The sequence below is a fragment of the Massilia sp. P2_C2 genome (genome assembly GCF_056404615.1).
This window is the reverse complement of record NZ_JBFUDR010000133.1, coordinates 1-16418: the sequence shown is the minus strand read 5'-3', so window position 1 is coordinate 16418 and position 16418 is coordinate 1. Positions and strand designations below refer to the sequence as shown.

The window sequence follows — 16418 nt, the reverse complement described above, 5'->3', positions numbered from 1 at the left end:
GTATATACCATTTAAGGTGTTTTTCCCGCAGGGGGACCTCATGTTATGGGGTCCCCCTTGTTTTTTCCGCTCTTGGTCGTGATTTCGGACCTGTCATGGATGAAGTCGGAGCTGCCCGTGCTTCTGCTCCAGGATCGCGCGCCGAGCCATGTCGCTCTCGTCGTTCGCGGAGGCCTTTGCGGGTTTCCTGGCGGCCTCTGCTGGCGTGGTGGGGGTCTGTGCTTGCGCCGCCTTCTTGGCGGCCTGTATGACGCTGTGGACGGTCGTCTTGCCGATCTTGAACTGGGCCGCGATCTTCGAGAGCGACTGGCCGGCCGCATGCAGCTCCACGATCTTGGCCTGATCGCGCGCCGTGGTCGCGCTCGGCCGACCGAGTGCCTTGCCTTCGGTCTTGGCCCGGGCCAGGCCGGCCTGCGTTCGCTCCACCAGCAGGTCGCGTTCCATTTCCGCCATCGCGGCAAGCACGGCTAGGACCATCTTCCCCGCCGGCGACGTCAGGAACGGCGGCGGCATCGCACCGGCCGACCTGCGCCGTATCTTCGAGCCGATGTTCACGACCAACCCGTTCGGCCAGGGCACGTGCCGAGGCCTGGCGATCGTGCACGACATCGTCATCGAGCAGTTCAGTGCCACGATAGACGTCGCCATCACGCCCGGCGCAGGCACCCTCGTCACCCTCCATTTCCCATCCCGCAAAGGATCCGTGACAATGGTCTGCAAAATCCTCCACGCGCCCGCACCGACTGGGCCATCCTTCTCGCCGACGCCGGCCAGATGCGGTCGTTGTCAAGGACAAGCAAAACGGCCCATGCGCATCTCTTGACGAGAGAGATTTGCCAATGTTACTGTACTACTCGTTATAGTACAGATAGATACCATGAGCCGACGACCTACCGTGGTCTTGCAGATCGTGACCGGTGATCCGCGCCCCATCGTGCGCCAAATTACCGACGGCGTGAAACGCCTCATCGCCGCAGGCGAGCTGCTGCCGGGAGACATCCTGCCCAGCGTACGCGGGTTGGCGCAGCAACTGTCGATCAACCCGAACACGGTCGCCAAGGCCTACACGGAGCTGACCGCCGAAGGCTGGCTGCATGCCCGGGCGGGCCTAGGCCTATTCGTGGCCGAGCAGCGCCAGCGCTTGTCCGATGCCGAGCGCACGCGCCGCCTAGGCGAGGCGGTGGACCGCTTCGTCAGCGACGTGATCGGGCTCGATTACCCGCAGCAGACGGTCCTCGACCACGTTGCCACCGAACTTGCCCACTATGCCGCCAGGAAGACCGCATGAACGACTACGTCATTGATACCGAGGCGCTGTGCCTGTCCTACGGGAACAAGCTGGCCCTCGACCACTTGACGCTTCGGCTGCCACGCGGTGCCGTCCACACCGTCGTTGGCGCGAACGGGGCTGGGAAATCGTCGCTGTTTCGCGTGCTGCTCGGCTTCGAGCAGGCCAGCGCTGGCAGTGCGCGCGTGCTCGGTCACGACACCACGCGCCTGACGCCGGCGCTGCGCGAGCGCATCGGTTACGTGAACGAGGAGCACGCATTGCCGGGCTGGATGCGCGTGCGCGAGCTGAAACGCATGCACGAGCGCCAGTACGCACGCTGGAACGAGGCGCGCTACCACGAAGTGATCCGCCACTTCAACGTGATGCCGGACCAGCAAGTGTGCGAATTGTCGCGCGGCGAGCGGGCGGGCCTGAACCTGGCCCTCGCCTTGTCGCAGTGCCCGGAATTGCTGATCCTCGACGAACCGACCCTAGGTCTGGACGTGGTCGCCAAACGTGTGTTCCTGGACACGATGCTGGAGACGACGCTGTTCGATAACGACGGCGCGACGATTGTGTTCTGCTCGCACCAGATGGACGAAATCGAGCGCGTCGCCGACAACCTCGTCATCCTTGAACACGGCAGGCTGCGCTACATGAACGGCCCCGCCGACTTCTGCGAGCGCATCCGCCTGTGGGTTGCCGCGTTCCCGTTCAAGACGCCGGACGTATGGCAGCTGCCGGGCGTGCTGCAGGCCCAGACGATCGAAGGCCACACGCACCTCGTCGTATTCGACCAGGACGACAGCTTCGGCGCTCGCCTCAAGCTGCTGGGCGCGCAATCGGTCCAGACGATACCGCTCGGCCTGGAGCGCGCCGTGAACGCGTTCCTGACCTGTGGCCACGCCGGCACGTCACGCCGCGCCGCATAAGGATTCACCCATGCTAGAACTGTATTTTTCCGAACTGCGCCGCTTCCGCAAGGCGGCCGCGATCCACGGCATTGCCTGTCTGTTGATCCTGGTGGCCCTGGAGCAGGTCGGCGACCTGCCCAGCGAATCGAGCTGGACCCACGTGGTCATGCTGATGCTATACATGCTGTCCGGCCTCGGTCTGGCGCTCTACCAGTTCGGCACCTACCGCCAACCGAACCGCTGGATCTGGCTCCTGCACCGGCCGACCCACCGGGCGCGTATACTGGCTGCCCTGGTGCTGGCCGCCGTGACGCTAACGCTGCTGGCCGTCGCGCTGCCGTTGTTCATCGTGTTGGCCTCGCAGGCACACTTCACCAACCGCGTCATCGATGCTCGCCATTACGCGGGCGCCGCCTTCCTGGCGCTCTCCACGCTATCGGCCTGGATGGTGGGCGGCTACATAATGCTGCACCGCAGCCGCTGGGCGTTCGCAATCCTGGTGCTGCCGGTCGTACTGACCATGCACATGGCCACGGCCGCCACCGTGCTCGGGCTGGGCATGGCCTGCTGCGCGCTGCTGCTGTTCCTGCTGTACACCGTGTTCCGCCCCAGCCGACGCATTGGCGACGAAGCGGGCACCGTCGTCGCCAATGCGCTGCCACTGCAGGTTTGCTTCTACCTGGCCCTGGTCTGGGGCGGTTCGATGCTGTTCCAGCTCGGGCAGATGCTCGCCGGCGTGTACCCGCTGTCCAGCGACCACGTGCCGCGTGGCGGACATACGGAGGCCGTCCGCTCTTACCCCGACGAAGCCATCCAGCTCGGACTGGCCGCCAACGCCAACCCGCGCGCCTCCGTCTGGCGCGCGGACCTCGACCGCGACAACAGCGTATCCGTCGGCCCGAACGTGCGCCAGTATGCAGTGCGTAACCTGATCACGAACCAGGGCCGCGTCATGTTCAGCGACGACGCGAATCTCCGGACCTTCAGCCATGACCGCATGATGTACCGCGGCGTGAATCGCCGCACGCGCGCCGACAAGGGCTGGTTGGGCGCCGGCGACGACGGGATGGCGCCGTTCGACGCGCAGCCGACCGTCGTGCGCGACAACCGCAAGACGACCTACCTGGTGAATCCCCACGACCTGCACGTGCTGAACACTGCGCGCGGCACACTGCACCGGATGCTGCGCGTGGACGGCACCGAACAACTTGCCGGCGGCGTCGCGGTGCTCGGCGACCGGACCCTGGTGCTTACGAACCGCCGGCTCATCTTGCTGGCGCCCCGCGCCGGCCAGGGCGACATCCCGGCAGAGGTCCGGCTGCCGCTGCCTTTCGGCGACCTGGAGCGAGTGGATGCGGCGGGCGTGGCGGACGGCATCCTCGTGTCGTTCCTGTACGGCTACCGCCAGACGGACGGCGTGACGGACGCGCCGCAAATCATCTATCTGGTTGACCATATCGGCCATGTGCAGCAAGTGGCACGGCGCGAACTGACGCACGACTTCCCGCTGCTGTTCGAGCACAAGGACTGGTGGGTGTCGCCGGCGCTGTACGCGCTGGTCGGCCTGCCCGACGCACTGATCGACAACGGCAGCATTGCAGACGACGGGGCATCGCGCTTCGCCCAACTGTTACTTCCCCGTCCCTTCGGTGTATGGGCCGCCGCCCTGGCAACCTGCCTGCTCTCGGCCGCATGCGCGGCCTGGTGGACACGCGCCCCCTATGCCACGCCACGCATGCGGCTCGCATGGTGCCTCGCCTGCCTGGTGCTGGGGGTGCCGGGATTACTGTCGCTGATGGTGTTGCGGCCTCGTGAACATGCGGTGCTGCGTCCAGTATCGGCCGTCGCCGCTCATGGGTGAAGGGAAAGGGATAGCGCGCCATATCGGCGCGCGGCGCGCGGCAGGACTGCTGTGTATGGCTATCCTGCATATCGGCGCGTGGTACGTGGTAAGCCGCAGCGCTTCGACGCACAACCGGGTCGGTCCCCCAGCCGCCAAATCCGCCAACGTCATCATGCTCAAAATTATCCCGGCCTCGGCTCGGCATGCCGATGCCGGCGAAAGCATCACGGTAACGCCCGTTATTAAGCCGAGGCGTCGGAACGAGTGGCGTCCCGCAATACCTCAGCCCGATGACGCGCCTCTTGAGGAAGCGACAAGGACACTGCCCGCGACGCAGGACGAGACGGTGGCACCCGCGTCCGCAGTTGTACTGCCAGACAGCGCAACGGTGAAGCACGTCATCGCGGACTTCGTGGCCGAAGAACGTGGGAAAGGCATTCGCTCTACATCCACGTTGACGAGCCACAGCAGCGCTGCCGAGAAGGCGATTGGAGCGGCCTTTCGCCCCCGATGTAATAGCGATGACGTGGCAAAGGTCGGCAGCGTGCGCCTAACGGGACTGCTGAAATTGCCGGCTCTAATACGCGGCGCAGTGAGCGATGAAGGATGCAAATGGTAGTAGTGTCGTCCTACGGCGCGACACCTCCCGGTCCGTCTGCTCTGGATCGATTTTCCCCGGCCGCCAGGACGTCATCGTGGCCGAGGATGTGGGGGTGCTGTCCGGCCTGGGCGCGCCGCGCGCCGACTGCTCCAGCCTAGCCATGTGGAAGGCCGACGTGCAGCTCGGCCAAGACGGGCGCGCACACGTACACCACCAAACATAGCACCCACGCCACGATGCAGACGGCCAAGGTCGGCAAGACCAGGCCGGCGTCGCAAAAACCGCGAATTCGGGGGAATGGCGTCGGCCCCGGTCGACTCCGCGCCGGAGATCACCACTCCGCGCCCGGCCCGGCAACAGCGCGCGGTCGCCGTGACCTGGCGTCAAGGACGGCCGCAGGCGCGACCCCGTGCAGTACGCGGTCGGCGCCAACGCCGCGCACGGGCTGCGCCGCACCAACGCCGATAAACGCCGCGCCGTTACCATGCTGCTTGACGACCCGGAGTCGGTCCAGTGGAGCGACCGCGAGATCGCCAAGGCATGCGCGGTTTCGCACGAATTCGTACGCCAGCAGCGGGCCGCTATCTGTCAACCGTTGACAGATAGCCCCACCGAAAACGCAACCGCGTCCAAAACCCGCACCATCACCCGCAACGTCACTGCCTACGACCAGAAGGTCAAAACCAACCCGCCGCCGCCGTAAAACCGCTCCGACAGGCGCTCCAGCTCCTTGACGATGGCGTGTTCGGGCACGGCATCCAGCGCCGACGTCACTTCGTCGAACACGAGGATCGTCGGCTGCTTGAGGATGGCGCGCGTGACGCCGATACGCTGGCGCTCGCCGCCGGAAAAATTCACGCCCCCCTTCGCCGCGCCTGTGCTGCCTCAAGTAGGCATGCCGTCAGCGGGTGCGCCGCGGCAGGTTTTCCAGACGGAAGATCACGTCGACGGGTTGGCGCAGCTTCAAGGCGGGCACTGCCAGCAATTGCTCGCGGTCGACGTCCTGCGCGCGCGCCCGGTCCGCGCCGCCATCGCGCCGGAACTCGGCGCGTTCCAGCCCCATCGCCGTGCTGAGGTTCTTCAGCGCTTCCGGCGTCGCGCCCATCAGGCCGCCGACGCGCCGCCCGCCCGCGGCCGCCATCACGTCGGCCTGGCGGCGGGCGTCCTGGATGGCCTGGGTCACGAGTTCGTCGTGGATCGTGTCCATGTCGGTGCGGTCGAAGGCGGACGCGAAGCCGTCGAGATTGGCCTTGCCGAGCAGGCCGCCGGCCAGCGCGGCCCAGTTGGCGACGTTGCGCACGTTGATGTGAACGTCGCAGCGCAGCTCGTACACCGGCGCGCCGTTCGCGGCCCGCTCCTCCTTGCGGATGCCCTGGCGCACCTCGCGCACGATGACGTCGTCGGAGTCTATTCCCAGCTGCCGCGCCAGGTCGCGCACCTCGCCCACGCGCGCTTCGAGGACGGCACGGGCCGCGGCCGGGTCGGCATCGGGCACGACGATCTCGAAATCGAGGCTGGCGAGGTCGGGCACGACGGCCTGGAACGAACTACCGGTAACATGCACGAACGGATAATCCGGGACGGACGACGCGCCGGCGCCGCTTGAAGCCAGCAGGAGACCGAGGGCGGCGGTGCGCAGACGGGTTTTCAGCATGGACACTCCATTTTAATGTAGACGCTTATGTCTATATTAGGCCCCAGCGACATATCGGCACAAGCCGCAGTGTTCAAAATAAACTTGTAGACAACTCAATCTAGACAAGTTAGTCTAGATTTATCGACCACGTTCCGAAGACCGCCATGGCCAAATCCCCTGCCCTTCCCAAGCCCACGCCCGCCGAACTCGACCTGTTGCAGGTGCTGTGGCCGCTCGGCTCGGCGACGGCACGCCGGGTCCACGAAGAGATCGTCAAGGAGCGTCCGGAAGTGACTTACGCGACCGTGTTGCGCCTGATGCAGATCATGCACGGCAAAGGTTTGCTGATCCGCGACGAGAGCGAACGATCTCACGTGTACGCACCGGCCCAGGCGCAGGAATCGCTGCAGACGAATCTGCTGAAGGACCTGATGCAGCGCGCCTTCGCGGGGTCGGCTAAGGCGCTCGTGCTGGCCGCGCTCAAGAGCGGTATCTCGAAAAAGGAACGCGAGGAGATCGAACAACTGCTGAAAGATGGAGACGACCAATGAGCGCGGGGCTCGTCAACGGGATGTTGTCGGTCTTGCTGCCGACCAGCCCGCTCGCGCCGCTGCCCTCGCACTTGCCGGATACGCTGACCAGGCTGCTGTCCGCGCTGTCGAACGCGTTCGTGCCCAGCCTCGGATGGACGTTGCTGCACTTCGTGTGGCAAGGCGCGCTGATCGGGTGCGCGACGGCCGTGCTGCTCGTGGCGCTGCGCAATGCCGGTCCCGAACGCCGCTATGCTGCGGCGTGCCTGGCCCTGCTGCTGTGCGTCGCCTGGCCCGCCATCGATTTAGTGACGATGCTGCTGGACGACCGCGACGTGGCGGCCGCGCGCATGTTGCCGCTGGCGTCGGCACCGGCGGCCGTGTTGCGCGACGCCGTTGGCCTGCTCGCCTGGCTGCAGCAGCATCTCGACTGGATTGTCGGCGCGTGGGCGGCCTGCGCCGCGGCGTTCGGGCTGCGCATGGCGCTGGGACTCGTGTGGGTTCGACGCGCGTCGCACGGACGGGCCGCTGCGGCGCAGAGCAATGAGGAACGCGTCTGGCAAACCAAGCTGGCCCAACTTGCCGCCCGCTGCGGCATCGACCGCAACGTGCGCCTGCGCATCGTCGACAGCTTGGCCAGCCCGGTCACGGCCGGCTGCTGGCGCCCGATCGTGCTCGTGCCGGCCGCCCTCGTGACGGGCATGCCGCCGCAATTGCTGGAAGCGCTGCTGGCGCACGAGCTGGGCCACGTCCGGCGCCACGACTACCTCGTCAACCTCGTGCAGACCGTGATCGAAGCCCTGCTGTTCTATCACCCGGCCGTGTGGTGGATCTCGCGCCGCATTCGCCACGAACGCGAGCAGATCGCCGACGATTTCGCCGCCCGCCGGCTGGGCGAACCGCGCCGCCTGGCACGGGCGCTGTCGGAACTGGAACGCCTGCAGTTTTCCAGCCACCACTTGGCCCAAGCCGCGGCGGGCGGCGACCTGATGGCGCGTATCCGCCGCCTCGTCCGTCCGGATCCCCAGGCGCTGGACTGGCGCGCCGCGATTCCCGTGCTCGGCTTCGTCCTCGCGTGCGCGGCGAGCGCCCACGCGCTGGCGACCCGCGACGCCCCGGCCGTCAGGACGGCCGGCCTGACGCGGCCCGCGGTCGCGGACTTCTCGACCTGCAGCAAACCGCAATACCCGCAGGCCGATATTGCGGCCAGCCACGAGGGCACGGTCACGTTGAACTTTCGCCTGGACGCCTCGGGCTTCGTCACGGACTCGACCATCCTGCGGTCCAGCGGCTACGTCAGCATGGACGAGGCGGCCCGCGGCGCCCTGCACCGCTGCCGGTTCGCGCCGGCGCTGCGCAACGGCCAGCCCGTCCCGACGTGGCAGCCGGTCCAGTATGTCTGGAGGCTCGCGTGACGTGACGCCGTCCCGCTGAGCGTCGGGGCCGGTCACGCCCCCATCATCAACAAAGCATTCGCGCAAGACGGCGCGCGGCGCCCTTACGCCCTGACGAACTGAAGGTCATCAGTTCCCACCACAAGGAGAGCATCATGTCCCGCATCATCCGCACGGCCCTGCAATGCCTGTCCATCGCCCTCGGCTGCGCGGCGTCCGCCCATGCGGCACCGCAAGGCAGCAGCACCGCCAAGCTCGACTTCACCAGCTGCGCCAAGCCRCAGTACCCGCCCGCGGATGTGCAGGCCGGTCATGAGGGCTTGGTCAAGCTCGGCTTTCTCGTCGACGAGAACGGCAAGGTGAAGAATTCTAAGCTAATAGCGTCGAGCGGGTTCACGCCCCTGGACGAGGCCGCGCGCTCTGCCTTGCGTGAAGCACGGCGGACGTTTGCCGGCCAAAATTGAGCGGATTATTTATGAGGCTGGGTAATCGATGAGTACATCGCCCCTACGTGGCGCCGTGACCGGTGCTGCCATGGATCAGCGCGTCCCGAAGCGGCGCGGACGCCGCCTTGTAATCGGCGCGATTGTTGTTGCCGCAGTTCTGGCAGGTGCAGGACTGATCTGGTGGTGGATGCCGCACGGTTTGCAAGTCAGTGCCGCAGACGTGCGCATCGTTACCGTGAGCAAGGGTTTATACCAGGATAACGTGCTGGTCCGTGCAAATGCCGATCCACTCCACTCGGTCGTGCTCGACTCGGTCGAATCGGGGCGTGTCGAGGAAGTTCTTGCAAAGGATGGGGCTTTGGTCAAGCAAGGGGATTTGTTGTTCCGCCTGTCCAATCCACAGCGCAACCTCGAGTTGTTGGCGCGCCAGGCCGAGCTTGCTCAGCAGTATTATTACTTGTCCAACCTGCGTGTCGTGCAGCAAGGCAGCGAGGTGGACCATGCACGCCGATTGGCGGATCTGGAGTTTACTCACAAGCAGTCGGTGAAACAGAACGCGCGCAATCGAGTGCTTGCCGACAAAGGTTTCATATCCTCAACAGCAATGGAGGAGTCCTCGGACCTCCTCGCGCAGCAGAAACGCCAGATCGAACTGGAACGCGCCAGCAAAGCCAGCGATAGCAAAGTGCAGCACGACGCCCAGGCGCAGCTGCAAACAGCGATCGCCGGCCTCGAAGCGGGCTTGCGGCTGGCCCACCAAACGGTGGCAGCGCTGGCGGTGCGCGCTCCAGTTGCCGGCCGTCTTACCGGATTCCGTTTGCAAGTTGGCGAAACAGTCCGACCCGACCAGCACATCGGCCGTATCGATGATCCGAAGGCGTTCAAGCTCACCGCACAGGTCGATGAGTTTTATTTGAACCGGTTTGCGGTCGGCCAGCACGGCACCGTCAACGATGGCGCGCGCGACTATCCTATCCAAGTCAGCGCAATATTTCCGCAAATCAAGTCCGGCCGATTCACGGCAGAGATGGTCTTTACTCAGGGGCAGCCTGGCATTTTGAACCCGGGACAAAGCCTTGATGCCAATATCACACTAGGTGAAGCGGCGCAGGCTCTGTTGCTGCCGAATGGCGGGTTCGTCAGCGATAGCGGTGGCAATTGGGTGTACGTCCTGGGGCGCGACGGCCGGACGGCGACACGGCGTGCTATCAAGGTTGGCCGACGCAACAATGGCCAGATCGAAGTGCTGTCCGGCCTGGCGCCGGGTGAACGGGTAATCGTGTCGAGCTACGCGTCGTTCGGTCAAGCCGAACAATTGCAACTTTACCAATAATTTATGTTTCCGAGGACTCAGCGATGCTGAAAATGGCGAACATCTGCAAAGTGCATCTTGCCGGCGAAGTACAGACGACTGCGCTCGACCGTATCAATCTGGAGATCGAAGCCGGGGAGTACGTGACAATTACCGGTCCCTCCGGCTGCGGCAAGTCGACGCTGCTCGGCGTGCTCGGCCTGCTCGACACCCCCAGCGAGGGGCACTACTGGTTCGACGGGCAGGATGTCGCCGGCTGGAGCGAGCGCAAACTGAACCAGCTGGGGCGCGGTCGTATCGGGTTTATATTCCAGAGCTTCAACCTGATCGAAGAATTGTCAGTGTACGAGAACGTCGCGCTGGCCCTCGAGTATGCCGACATGCCGGGCCGTGCGCGCCACGAACAATGCAACGCCATGCTCGAGAAACTCGGGCTGCTCCACCGCGCCGGCCACCATCCATCCCAGCTATCCGGTGGCCAGCAACAGCGCGTGGCCATCGCACGCGCGTTGGTGACGCGTCCCGCGCTGCTGCTGGCCGACGAACCGACCGGTAACCTCGATACAGCGCATGGCGACGAGGTCATGCGGCTGCTCCAGGAAATCAACGCGGAGGGAACGACCATCGTCATGGTGACGCACTCGCCGGAGCATGCGGCGCAGGCCAAGCGTTCCATCCACATGCTGGATGGACGTATCGAGTCCATTGGCTTGCGAGCAGTGGTTTGAACTGCAGGTAGCTGTTGGCCACGTCTGGCCAAATTCTTCAATGCAATCAGGGCAAACATGAATATTCGCGATTTCCGCATCGGCTGGCGCATGCTGGTCAAGGACCCGGTCTATTCGGCCATCGTGGTCGCCAGTCTGGTCATCGGCCTGGCCGTGTGCTTTCTGTTGCTGGGCTTTGTGCGTTACTCGATGTCATACGACGCGGATGTGCCGCAGGCGGACCGGATCTTCCTGCTCAAGTACAGGCCAAACGACATCGACAATGCCTCCTGGTACGAGACGGCCCCGTTGCCCTATCTGGGCGTTGCCCAGCGCAGCGGCATGGTTGCAGCCAGCTCCGCATTTGTGCCGCTCCCGGTAACGGTACGTGCCAATACGGTTGTTCAACGTGTCGAACTGGCTGCGGTCAATACTGAGTTTGCCGGGATGTTCGGCGTGCAGGCGATCGACGGCGATTTGCGGCTCGCGCTCAGCCGGCCCGACACACTGGCGCTGACAATGACAGCGGCACAGCGTTTGTTCGGCAGCAGTCTGGGCGYGGTCGGCAAGACCGTGCAGATTAACGGCAGTCCGTTCCAGGTGACTGCGCTGCTGCCCGATCGTCCCTCGAACACCACCCTCCCTTACGAAGCCCTGGCCGGCATGAAGACTGCGGCCTGGACGGACGAGATAAAGCACCCGCTGGCCGAAGACTGGAACCACATTACCGGTGCCCGGATATACATGAAGCTCGCTCCAGGCGTGAGCGCCGCGGCGCTCGAACAACACCTTCAGGATGTTGCGGACCATGGCCCATCCAGCATGCAGATTGCACCCGAGGTGAAGCAGAAGCTTGGGAATCGGAAAATCATCGACCTCCGCCTTGGGGCTTTGCCCAATATGTATTTTGACAAAGATACCGCTGGAGAGCATTTTAGTGGCCCCCATGGCGACTGGCGCGCGCTCGTTGGCTTGAGTCTGGTGGCGGTGCTGATCCTTTTATTAGCTTGCGGAAACTACGTCAACCTGGCCACGGTGCGCACGCTGCGCCGGCAACGGGAGATCGCCACGCGGAAGGTTTTGGGTGCCTCAATCGGGCGTCTCATCACCCAGTTCCTCGCAGAGTCCCTGACGGTATCGCTGCTCGCGACTGTCCTGGGTTTGCTGCTGGCGATGGCCTTGCGCCCCGTGTTTGCCGATCTGATAAACCGCAAGTTGGATAACCTCTTCACACCTTCGGCGTTGCTGGCCTCATTGGCGCTGGGTGTATTGGTCGGGCTGCTCGCCGGGGCCTATCCTGCATGGGTCGCGGTACGGGTGCGTCCGCAGCAGACGCTGTCCGGTAGGGGAGTTGCCGAAAACATGGGCGGCATGTGGGTGCGTCGAATGTTGACAGTAATTCAATTCATTGTCGCCATCGCATTGACGACATTGACGCTTGCTATTGCCTGGCAAACAAGATTCGCTGCAAAGGTCGATCTGGGATTCGATCCCACCCCATTGCTGGTGATGGAGTTGCCGGGTGATCTGCACTCGCCAGTCAACCATGCGCTGCGTGAAGCCTTGTCCCGTGTGCAGGGAGTGGAGTCGGTAGCGGCAAATGCGGATCCGATCGGCAAGAACCTCCCCCCCGCGTTCATTCAAGTCGGTCTGCTGAACGGGAAATCGGCTTCCGTCCTGGTGCGGCCTGTAAGCCCTAACTTCTTCGATACTTACCGCCTGCGTCCGGTTGCCGGACGACTGTTCAACACCAAGACCGACAACGACGAGGACGGCTTTGCCGCCAACATTATCAACGTGAGCACGGCGCGTGAACTCGGGTTCGCCAATCCTCAGGACGCAGTCGGCCAACTCCTCACTTACCGCATGGGGGACAAGACCGTCGCGACCGGACCAATCGTCGGCGTCGCGCCCGACATTCGATATCACAGCCTGCATGGCAAGCCTCAACCTATTCTGTATTTCACGACCATGTACACGCCGACCTTTACCGTGCGCGTTTCGGGCAACATGCAACAGGTTGAAGCCGAGGTCGATGCGCTGGTACGCCAGTACTTTCCCAACGACATCATCCGCATCCGCCACGCCGGCGATTATTTCGCCGACAGTTATGCCGACGACAGGCGCTTGGCAGCACTGCTCGCACTGGGCACGGTGATCGCCATCATGCTGACCGCATTCGGCATCTATGCAATGTCCTCCTACAGCGTACAGCGCATGTCCCGCACGATCGTGCTGCATAAGCTGTTCGGTGCCGGCGCGACGGATGTCGCACGTCTGGTCGGGCGAGAGTTCGTTGCCATGATCGTCATTGGCGCTGCAATTGGATTACCAATGGCAATTTTGGCTGTTGAAAACTACATGGCGACCTTTTCGGAACGGGCGCCAACCGGGATATGGCCCGAGGTTGGCGCCGTGCTAGCAGTGGTTGTAGTCACGCTGATATCAACCCTCAAGAATACCGTGACGGCAATACGGCTGTCTCCGGTGCGGGCACTGCGCGACTGATCTGCTCACCCATCGTACCCGGGAGTGTTGACGCCGGCGCAAAATTGCCCCAGGTGCTGACGTCTCGCTAACCCACCCGCGTTTCCTCCAGGGCCTACTGGTACTGCGGTCATTCCGTTTCAGGATGGGGCAGTCAATCGTCAGCACATGGCCAGGCAGGCTATCCAGGCGTATGCGCTCCAGTGTCGTCTCCGTCGATACATACTTAAATCACCGCCGGATGCCTACTGCATGCAGCTGCGCATGCGGACCGTGCACGTCAGAAGCTGTGCTGCAGCGTCAACCGTGCGGAGCGTGGCTCGACCGGGTGAAAGTGGATGTCGTCGACGCCATCCGCCGGCTCGCCCGGCAGGCGCGTACGCGGTGCAAGACGGTAGCCGAGGCGCGCGTACGCCAGCGTCGTGGAGGCCGAGCGCACGCTGCCATCTTCGATCAGCGGACGCGGTCCGAAATGGCGCAGCTCGAACCCGCCGGACCAGCGCCCCGGATCTTCCAGCGTGACACCGAACGACACCACGCGCCCGAGCGATCCAGGGATGTCGTCGCCCACCGGATCGTGCTGTGTGTAGCGCGCATGCGAAGTGGAGATGTCCAGGTCGAGCAGCACGCCCGGTCCGGTAATGTAGTGGTTGTTCCATTCGATGCCGTGGCGGCGGCTTGCACGGCTGGGTTCCGTCTCGCCGGCGTCGCCGACGAACACGAGTTCCGACGCAATGTCCAGGCGCCACAACGCGAGCGAGCTTTGGAGGCGGGGGACGATTTCCGTGTGCAGCCCCAGCTCCATGCCGCGCGTCGGGACCAGGGGGGTGACAGGGGACGCGGGCTCGCCATCCGGCAGGCGGGTCTCGGTCGTGCCGCGCGCGTCGTTGCTGTGGAAGCCGCGGCCGGCGTTGACGAAGAATTCGGTGTCGTACCACGGCCCGAAGATCAGCGACAGCTTCGGCGACACGATGTGCGCATCGGCCGTGCCGCTGTCACCCGCGATGCTGCTGTTCACACGAAACCGGTACGCGTCGTAGCGCAGCCCGGCCACGCTGCGCAGCCACGGCTGCCACTGCACAACGTTTTCGACGTAGACGCCGGCACTGCCCTCGCGCACGCGGTCCTCGCGCACCGTATCCGTGCGCGTGCGCGCGACAGTGTCGTAAATGCCGACCGGCGCAAGGCGGTCGTAGCGCGCCTGCAGGCCGACCTTGTTGCGCACGGCCATGCCGGCCCACGACGTCGTCCAGGACTGGGCCACGCTGATGCCCGCCATGTCGCGCCGCTCGCTCTGCTGGAACTGGTCACCACGGTCCGGATTCGCCAGGAAGTAAGTGAAATCGCTGAACAGGTCGAGGCGCGAGCGCAGCACGTAAGCGTCAAGCTCGAATAGTGTGCCGGCGCCGCGCTTGCGCAGCGCGTACGACAGGCTGTAGCGGGAGCTCTCCCCGCCGTCGCCCGGGTCGATGCTGCCGAAACGGCCGATCGCGCCGGATTCCACCGCCCGCAGCGGAATCTGGTCCGTCGAATTCCAGCGATTGCGATAGGCCATGCCAGTGAGGCTGTAGCCGTCGTCCGCGCTGCCACGGCTGTAGCGCAGCAGCGCATTGAGCTTACGGACGTGTTCCGGCTCGTCCCACGGACCGTCGTTCCGGCCGGCCTCCACGCCATACAGCAGTGTGCCGCCGGTCACATCCAACGAATCCGCCAGCAGGCCACGCTTGAAACCGTAGCTGCCCAGCGACAGGCTCACGAGGCCGGCCGGCAGCCGGTCCGCCAGCCGGAAGCGGGCCACGCCGGCCGACGCGAAGTCGCCTTCGTCGGCGAAATATGTACCCTTCCTGTAGTCGATGCGCTGGACCAGTTCGGGGATCAGGAAGTTCAGGTCCGAATAGCCCTGCCCATGCGCATGCGTGCGCATGTTGACCGGCATGCCGTCCACGTAGGTGGCGAAGTCCGTCCCGTGGTCGAGGTTGAAGCCGCGCAGGAAGTACTGGTTCGCCTTGCCGTCGCCGCTGTGCTGCGTGACGATCATGCCCGGTACGAATTCGAGCAGTTCTCCCGTCCGCAGCGCCGGTCGGTTGGCGACCAGGTCGGCCGTGATGACGCCCTGGCTAGCGGCGTCCGACGTGCCGACGGCATTGTCGTAGTGCCCGACAACCGGAACGACAGGGACAAGCGTAACGTTGAAAGATTCTTGCGCTGCCACTGGGACGACGTACATGGTGAAGGCTGCCATGATGGCCAGGGATAGGAGACGGCAGGTTGGAGTCATGGTGCGAAGAATAGTCGAAAGTTCATACCTCCACATATACGTGGCACGACGTAGTTCGGATTCGGCGATTTGGCGATTTGGCGTTGCCTAGTGTCCGCCCTGTTTTTTTAATCAGTGACGTGCGCCTGTTCGTGAATACGGGCGAGAATGGTGCCACCCAGGTCGCCGCACGCCTGCTGGACCTGCTGCTGGACATGCGCATCGAGTGGCAGGGCCAAACCCTGCCAGTGCGCGGCAGCGTCGGCATGGCAACCCTGCTGCCGATACCGGCGGCCTTGCACAGCGCGTGCGCACCGCCGCCCCAGTACTTCGAGCAGGTCTACGTCGAGCTGCTGGCAGCGGTCGACGACGCTCTGTACGAGGCTAAGCGGGAAGTGGTCGCGGACGGCTGCACACGGCAGGCGAATACACCTGGCCAGAGCTGGCGCAAAACGGATCCTGGCCCCGGGCCTTCAGGCGACCGCGAGATCACCAAGGCCTGTGACGTGCCGCATATGCTTGTCGCCGTCGTGCGATGGCCCTATCTGGAAGAGCTTCCAGATAGCCATGCTGCGCCGGGTTATCTATTAGTCGTCTAAGGTTGTCTAAATTTGGGCGAAAATTAACCCACTGGCGCCGCGGTACGCCATACCGCTGCCGGCCCGCGGCCCTCGCAGCAGATAGTGCCGTCCTTGGCTCGCATCTCGGAGAGGAGGTTCTTTACCCTGTCACGCTTCTGCTGTTCTGTCAGGCCAGCCGGAAGCATAGGGATCAACAAGTTGTCTAAATCCTCCCGGCTGGTCGGCGCAAACTGGCGCAAGTGGCTCAGGACGAACTGTTTCAAGCGCTCTTTTTCCAATCCCTTGTTGCGTGTGTACGCCGCCTGCTCGTTCGTGGACGCGGCGACTGCTGCCGAAAGATAGAAGTTTGGCTTTCTTCCTTCGATCAGGCCCTGCCGCCTCAGGTGGGCTGCGGCACTGTCGGGAATGGGGCGCTTCTTCTGGACACGGTCGAGCAGGAT

At 64.2% G+C, this 16418-nt stretch carries 17 protein-coding genes and 1 pseudogene; 13 read left to right on the top strand and 5 right to left on the bottom strand.

From position 1 onward, the window contains the following. Nucleotides 1-93 precede the first annotated feature (93 nt). Nucleotides 94-666, bottom strand: a complete 573-nt coding sequence (locus tag AC1DYX_RS16450) for a recombinase family protein (protein ID WP_477260654.1) — start codon at nucleotides 664-666, stop codon at nucleotides 94-96. Here AC1DYX_RS16450 and AC1DYX_RS16445 point away from each other — a divergent pair. The 6 genes from AC1DYX_RS16445 (at nucleotide 548) to AC1DYX_RS16420 (ending at nucleotide 5331) form a co-directional block, all read left to right on the top strand. Continuing rightward, a complete protein-coding gene (locus tag AC1DYX_RS16445) occupies nucleotides 548-823 on the top strand; it encodes a hypothetical protein (protein WP_477260652.1) in 276 nt (91 codons plus the stop codon). The two genes, AC1DYX_RS16450 and AC1DYX_RS16445, sit on opposite strands and share 119 nt — an antisense overlap. A 54-nt stretch (nucleotides 824-877) precedes the next feature. Beyond that, nucleotides 878-1288 carry a GntR family transcriptional regulator gene (locus AC1DYX_RS16440; RefSeq protein WP_477260650.1) on the top strand — a complete coding sequence of 137 codons (411 nt, stop codon included), beginning with the start codon at nucleotides 878-880 and terminating at the stop codon, nucleotides 1286-1288. Then, a complete protein-coding gene (locus AC1DYX_RS16435) occupies nucleotides 1285-2202 on the top strand; it encodes an ABC transporter ATP-binding protein (protein WP_477260648.1) in 918 nt (305 codons plus the stop codon). Before AC1DYX_RS16440 ends, AC1DYX_RS16435 begins: the two co-directional genes overlap by 4 nt. Nucleotides 2203-2212: 10 nt before the next feature. After that, nucleotides 2213-4045, top strand: a complete 1833-nt coding sequence (locus AC1DYX_RS16430) for a hypothetical protein (RefSeq protein WP_477260646.1) — start codon at nucleotides 2213-2215, stop codon at nucleotides 4043-4045. Between the two features lie 55 nt (nucleotides 4046-4100). Then, on the top strand, nucleotides 4101-4646 hold the full coding sequence (locus AC1DYX_RS16425; protein ID WP_477260644.1) for a hypothetical protein: 546 nt from the start codon (nucleotides 4101-4103) through the stop codon (nucleotides 4644-4646). 391 nt (nucleotides 4647-5037) lie between these two features. After that, on the top strand, nucleotides 5038-5331 hold the full coding sequence (locus AC1DYX_RS16420; RefSeq protein WP_477260642.1) for a hypothetical protein: 294 nt from the start codon (nucleotides 5038-5040) through the stop codon (nucleotides 5329-5331). Here the strand turns inward: AC1DYX_RS16420 and AC1DYX_RS16415 are convergent. Both AC1DYX_RS16415 and AC1DYX_RS16410 read right to left on the bottom strand, forming a co-directional pair. Further along, on the bottom strand, nucleotides 5292-5486 hold the full coding sequence (locus AC1DYX_RS16415) for an ATP-binding cassette domain-containing protein (protein WP_477260640.1): 195 nt from the start codon (nucleotides 5484-5486) through the stop codon (nucleotides 5292-5294). The genes AC1DYX_RS16420 and AC1DYX_RS16415 overlap by 40 nt on opposite strands. A 43-nt stretch (nucleotides 5487-5529) precedes the next feature. After that, nucleotides 5530-6282: an SIMPL domain-containing protein gene (locus AC1DYX_RS16410; RefSeq protein WP_477260638.1), complete on the bottom strand. Its 753-nt coding sequence runs from the start codon at nucleotides 6280-6282 to the stop codon at nucleotides 5530-5532. 146 nt (nucleotides 6283-6428) lie between these two features. On the opposite strand from AC1DYX_RS16410, the gene AC1DYX_RS16405 reads away from it, so the two are divergent. The 6 genes from AC1DYX_RS16405 to AC1DYX_RS16380 all read left to right on the top strand — a co-directional run bounded on the left by AC1DYX_RS16405 (nucleotide 6429) and on the right by AC1DYX_RS16380 (nucleotide 13161). Beyond that, nucleotides 6429-6815 carry a BlaI/MecI/CopY family transcriptional regulator gene (locus AC1DYX_RS16405; protein WP_477260636.1) on the top strand — a complete coding sequence of 129 codons (387 nt, stop codon included), beginning with the start codon at nucleotides 6429-6431 and terminating at the stop codon, nucleotides 6813-6815. Beyond that, nucleotides 6812-8209, top strand: a complete 1398-nt coding sequence (locus tag AC1DYX_RS16400; RefSeq protein WP_477260634.1) for a M56 family metallopeptidase — start codon at nucleotides 6812-6814, stop codon at nucleotides 8207-8209. Before AC1DYX_RS16405 ends, AC1DYX_RS16400 begins: the two co-directional genes overlap by 4 nt. A gap of 134 nt (nucleotides 8210-8343) precedes the next feature. Beyond that, nucleotides 8344-8652: an energy transducer TonB gene (locus AC1DYX_RS16395; RefSeq protein WP_477260632.1), complete on the top strand. Its 309-nt coding sequence runs from the start codon at nucleotides 8344-8346 to the stop codon at nucleotides 8650-8652. A gap of 70 nt (nucleotides 8653-8722) precedes the next feature. After that, nucleotides 8723-9967, top strand: coding sequence for an efflux RND transporter periplasmic adaptor subunit (locus AC1DYX_RS16390; protein ID WP_477260630.1), 1245 nt, complete (start codon nucleotides 8723-8725; stop codon nucleotides 9965-9967). Nucleotides 9968-9990: 23 nt separating this feature from the next. Continuing rightward, a complete protein-coding gene (locus tag AC1DYX_RS16385) occupies nucleotides 9991-10674 on the top strand; it encodes an ABC transporter ATP-binding protein (protein ID WP_477260628.1) in 684 nt (227 codons plus the stop codon). A 57-nt stretch (nucleotides 10675-10731) separates the two neighbouring features. Continuing rightward, entirely contained in the window at nucleotides 10732-13161 is a 2430-nt protein-coding gene (locus tag AC1DYX_RS16380) for an ABC transporter permease (protein ID WP_477260626.1), read from the top strand. Nucleotides 13162-13420: 259 nt separating this feature from the next. Here AC1DYX_RS16380 and AC1DYX_RS16375 read toward each other — a convergent pair whose 3' ends face one another. Then, nucleotides 13421-15382 carry a TonB-dependent receptor gene (locus AC1DYX_RS16375; protein ID WP_477260624.1) on the bottom strand — a complete coding sequence of 654 codons (1962 nt, stop codon included), beginning with the start codon at nucleotides 15380-15382 and terminating at the stop codon, nucleotides 13421-13423. 155 nt (nucleotides 15383-15537) lie between these two features. On the opposite strand from AC1DYX_RS16375, the gene AC1DYX_RS16370 reads away from it, so the two are divergent. Then, a complete protein-coding gene (locus tag AC1DYX_RS16370; protein ID WP_477260622.1) occupies nucleotides 15538-15996 on the top strand; it encodes a hypothetical protein in 459 nt (152 codons plus the stop codon). Nucleotides 15997-16019: 23 nt separating this feature from the next. Here AC1DYX_RS16370 and AC1DYX_RS16365 read toward each other — a convergent pair. Beyond that, nucleotides 16020-16418: pseudogene (locus AC1DYX_RS16365) on the bottom strand (hypothetical protein); the annotation flags it as partial.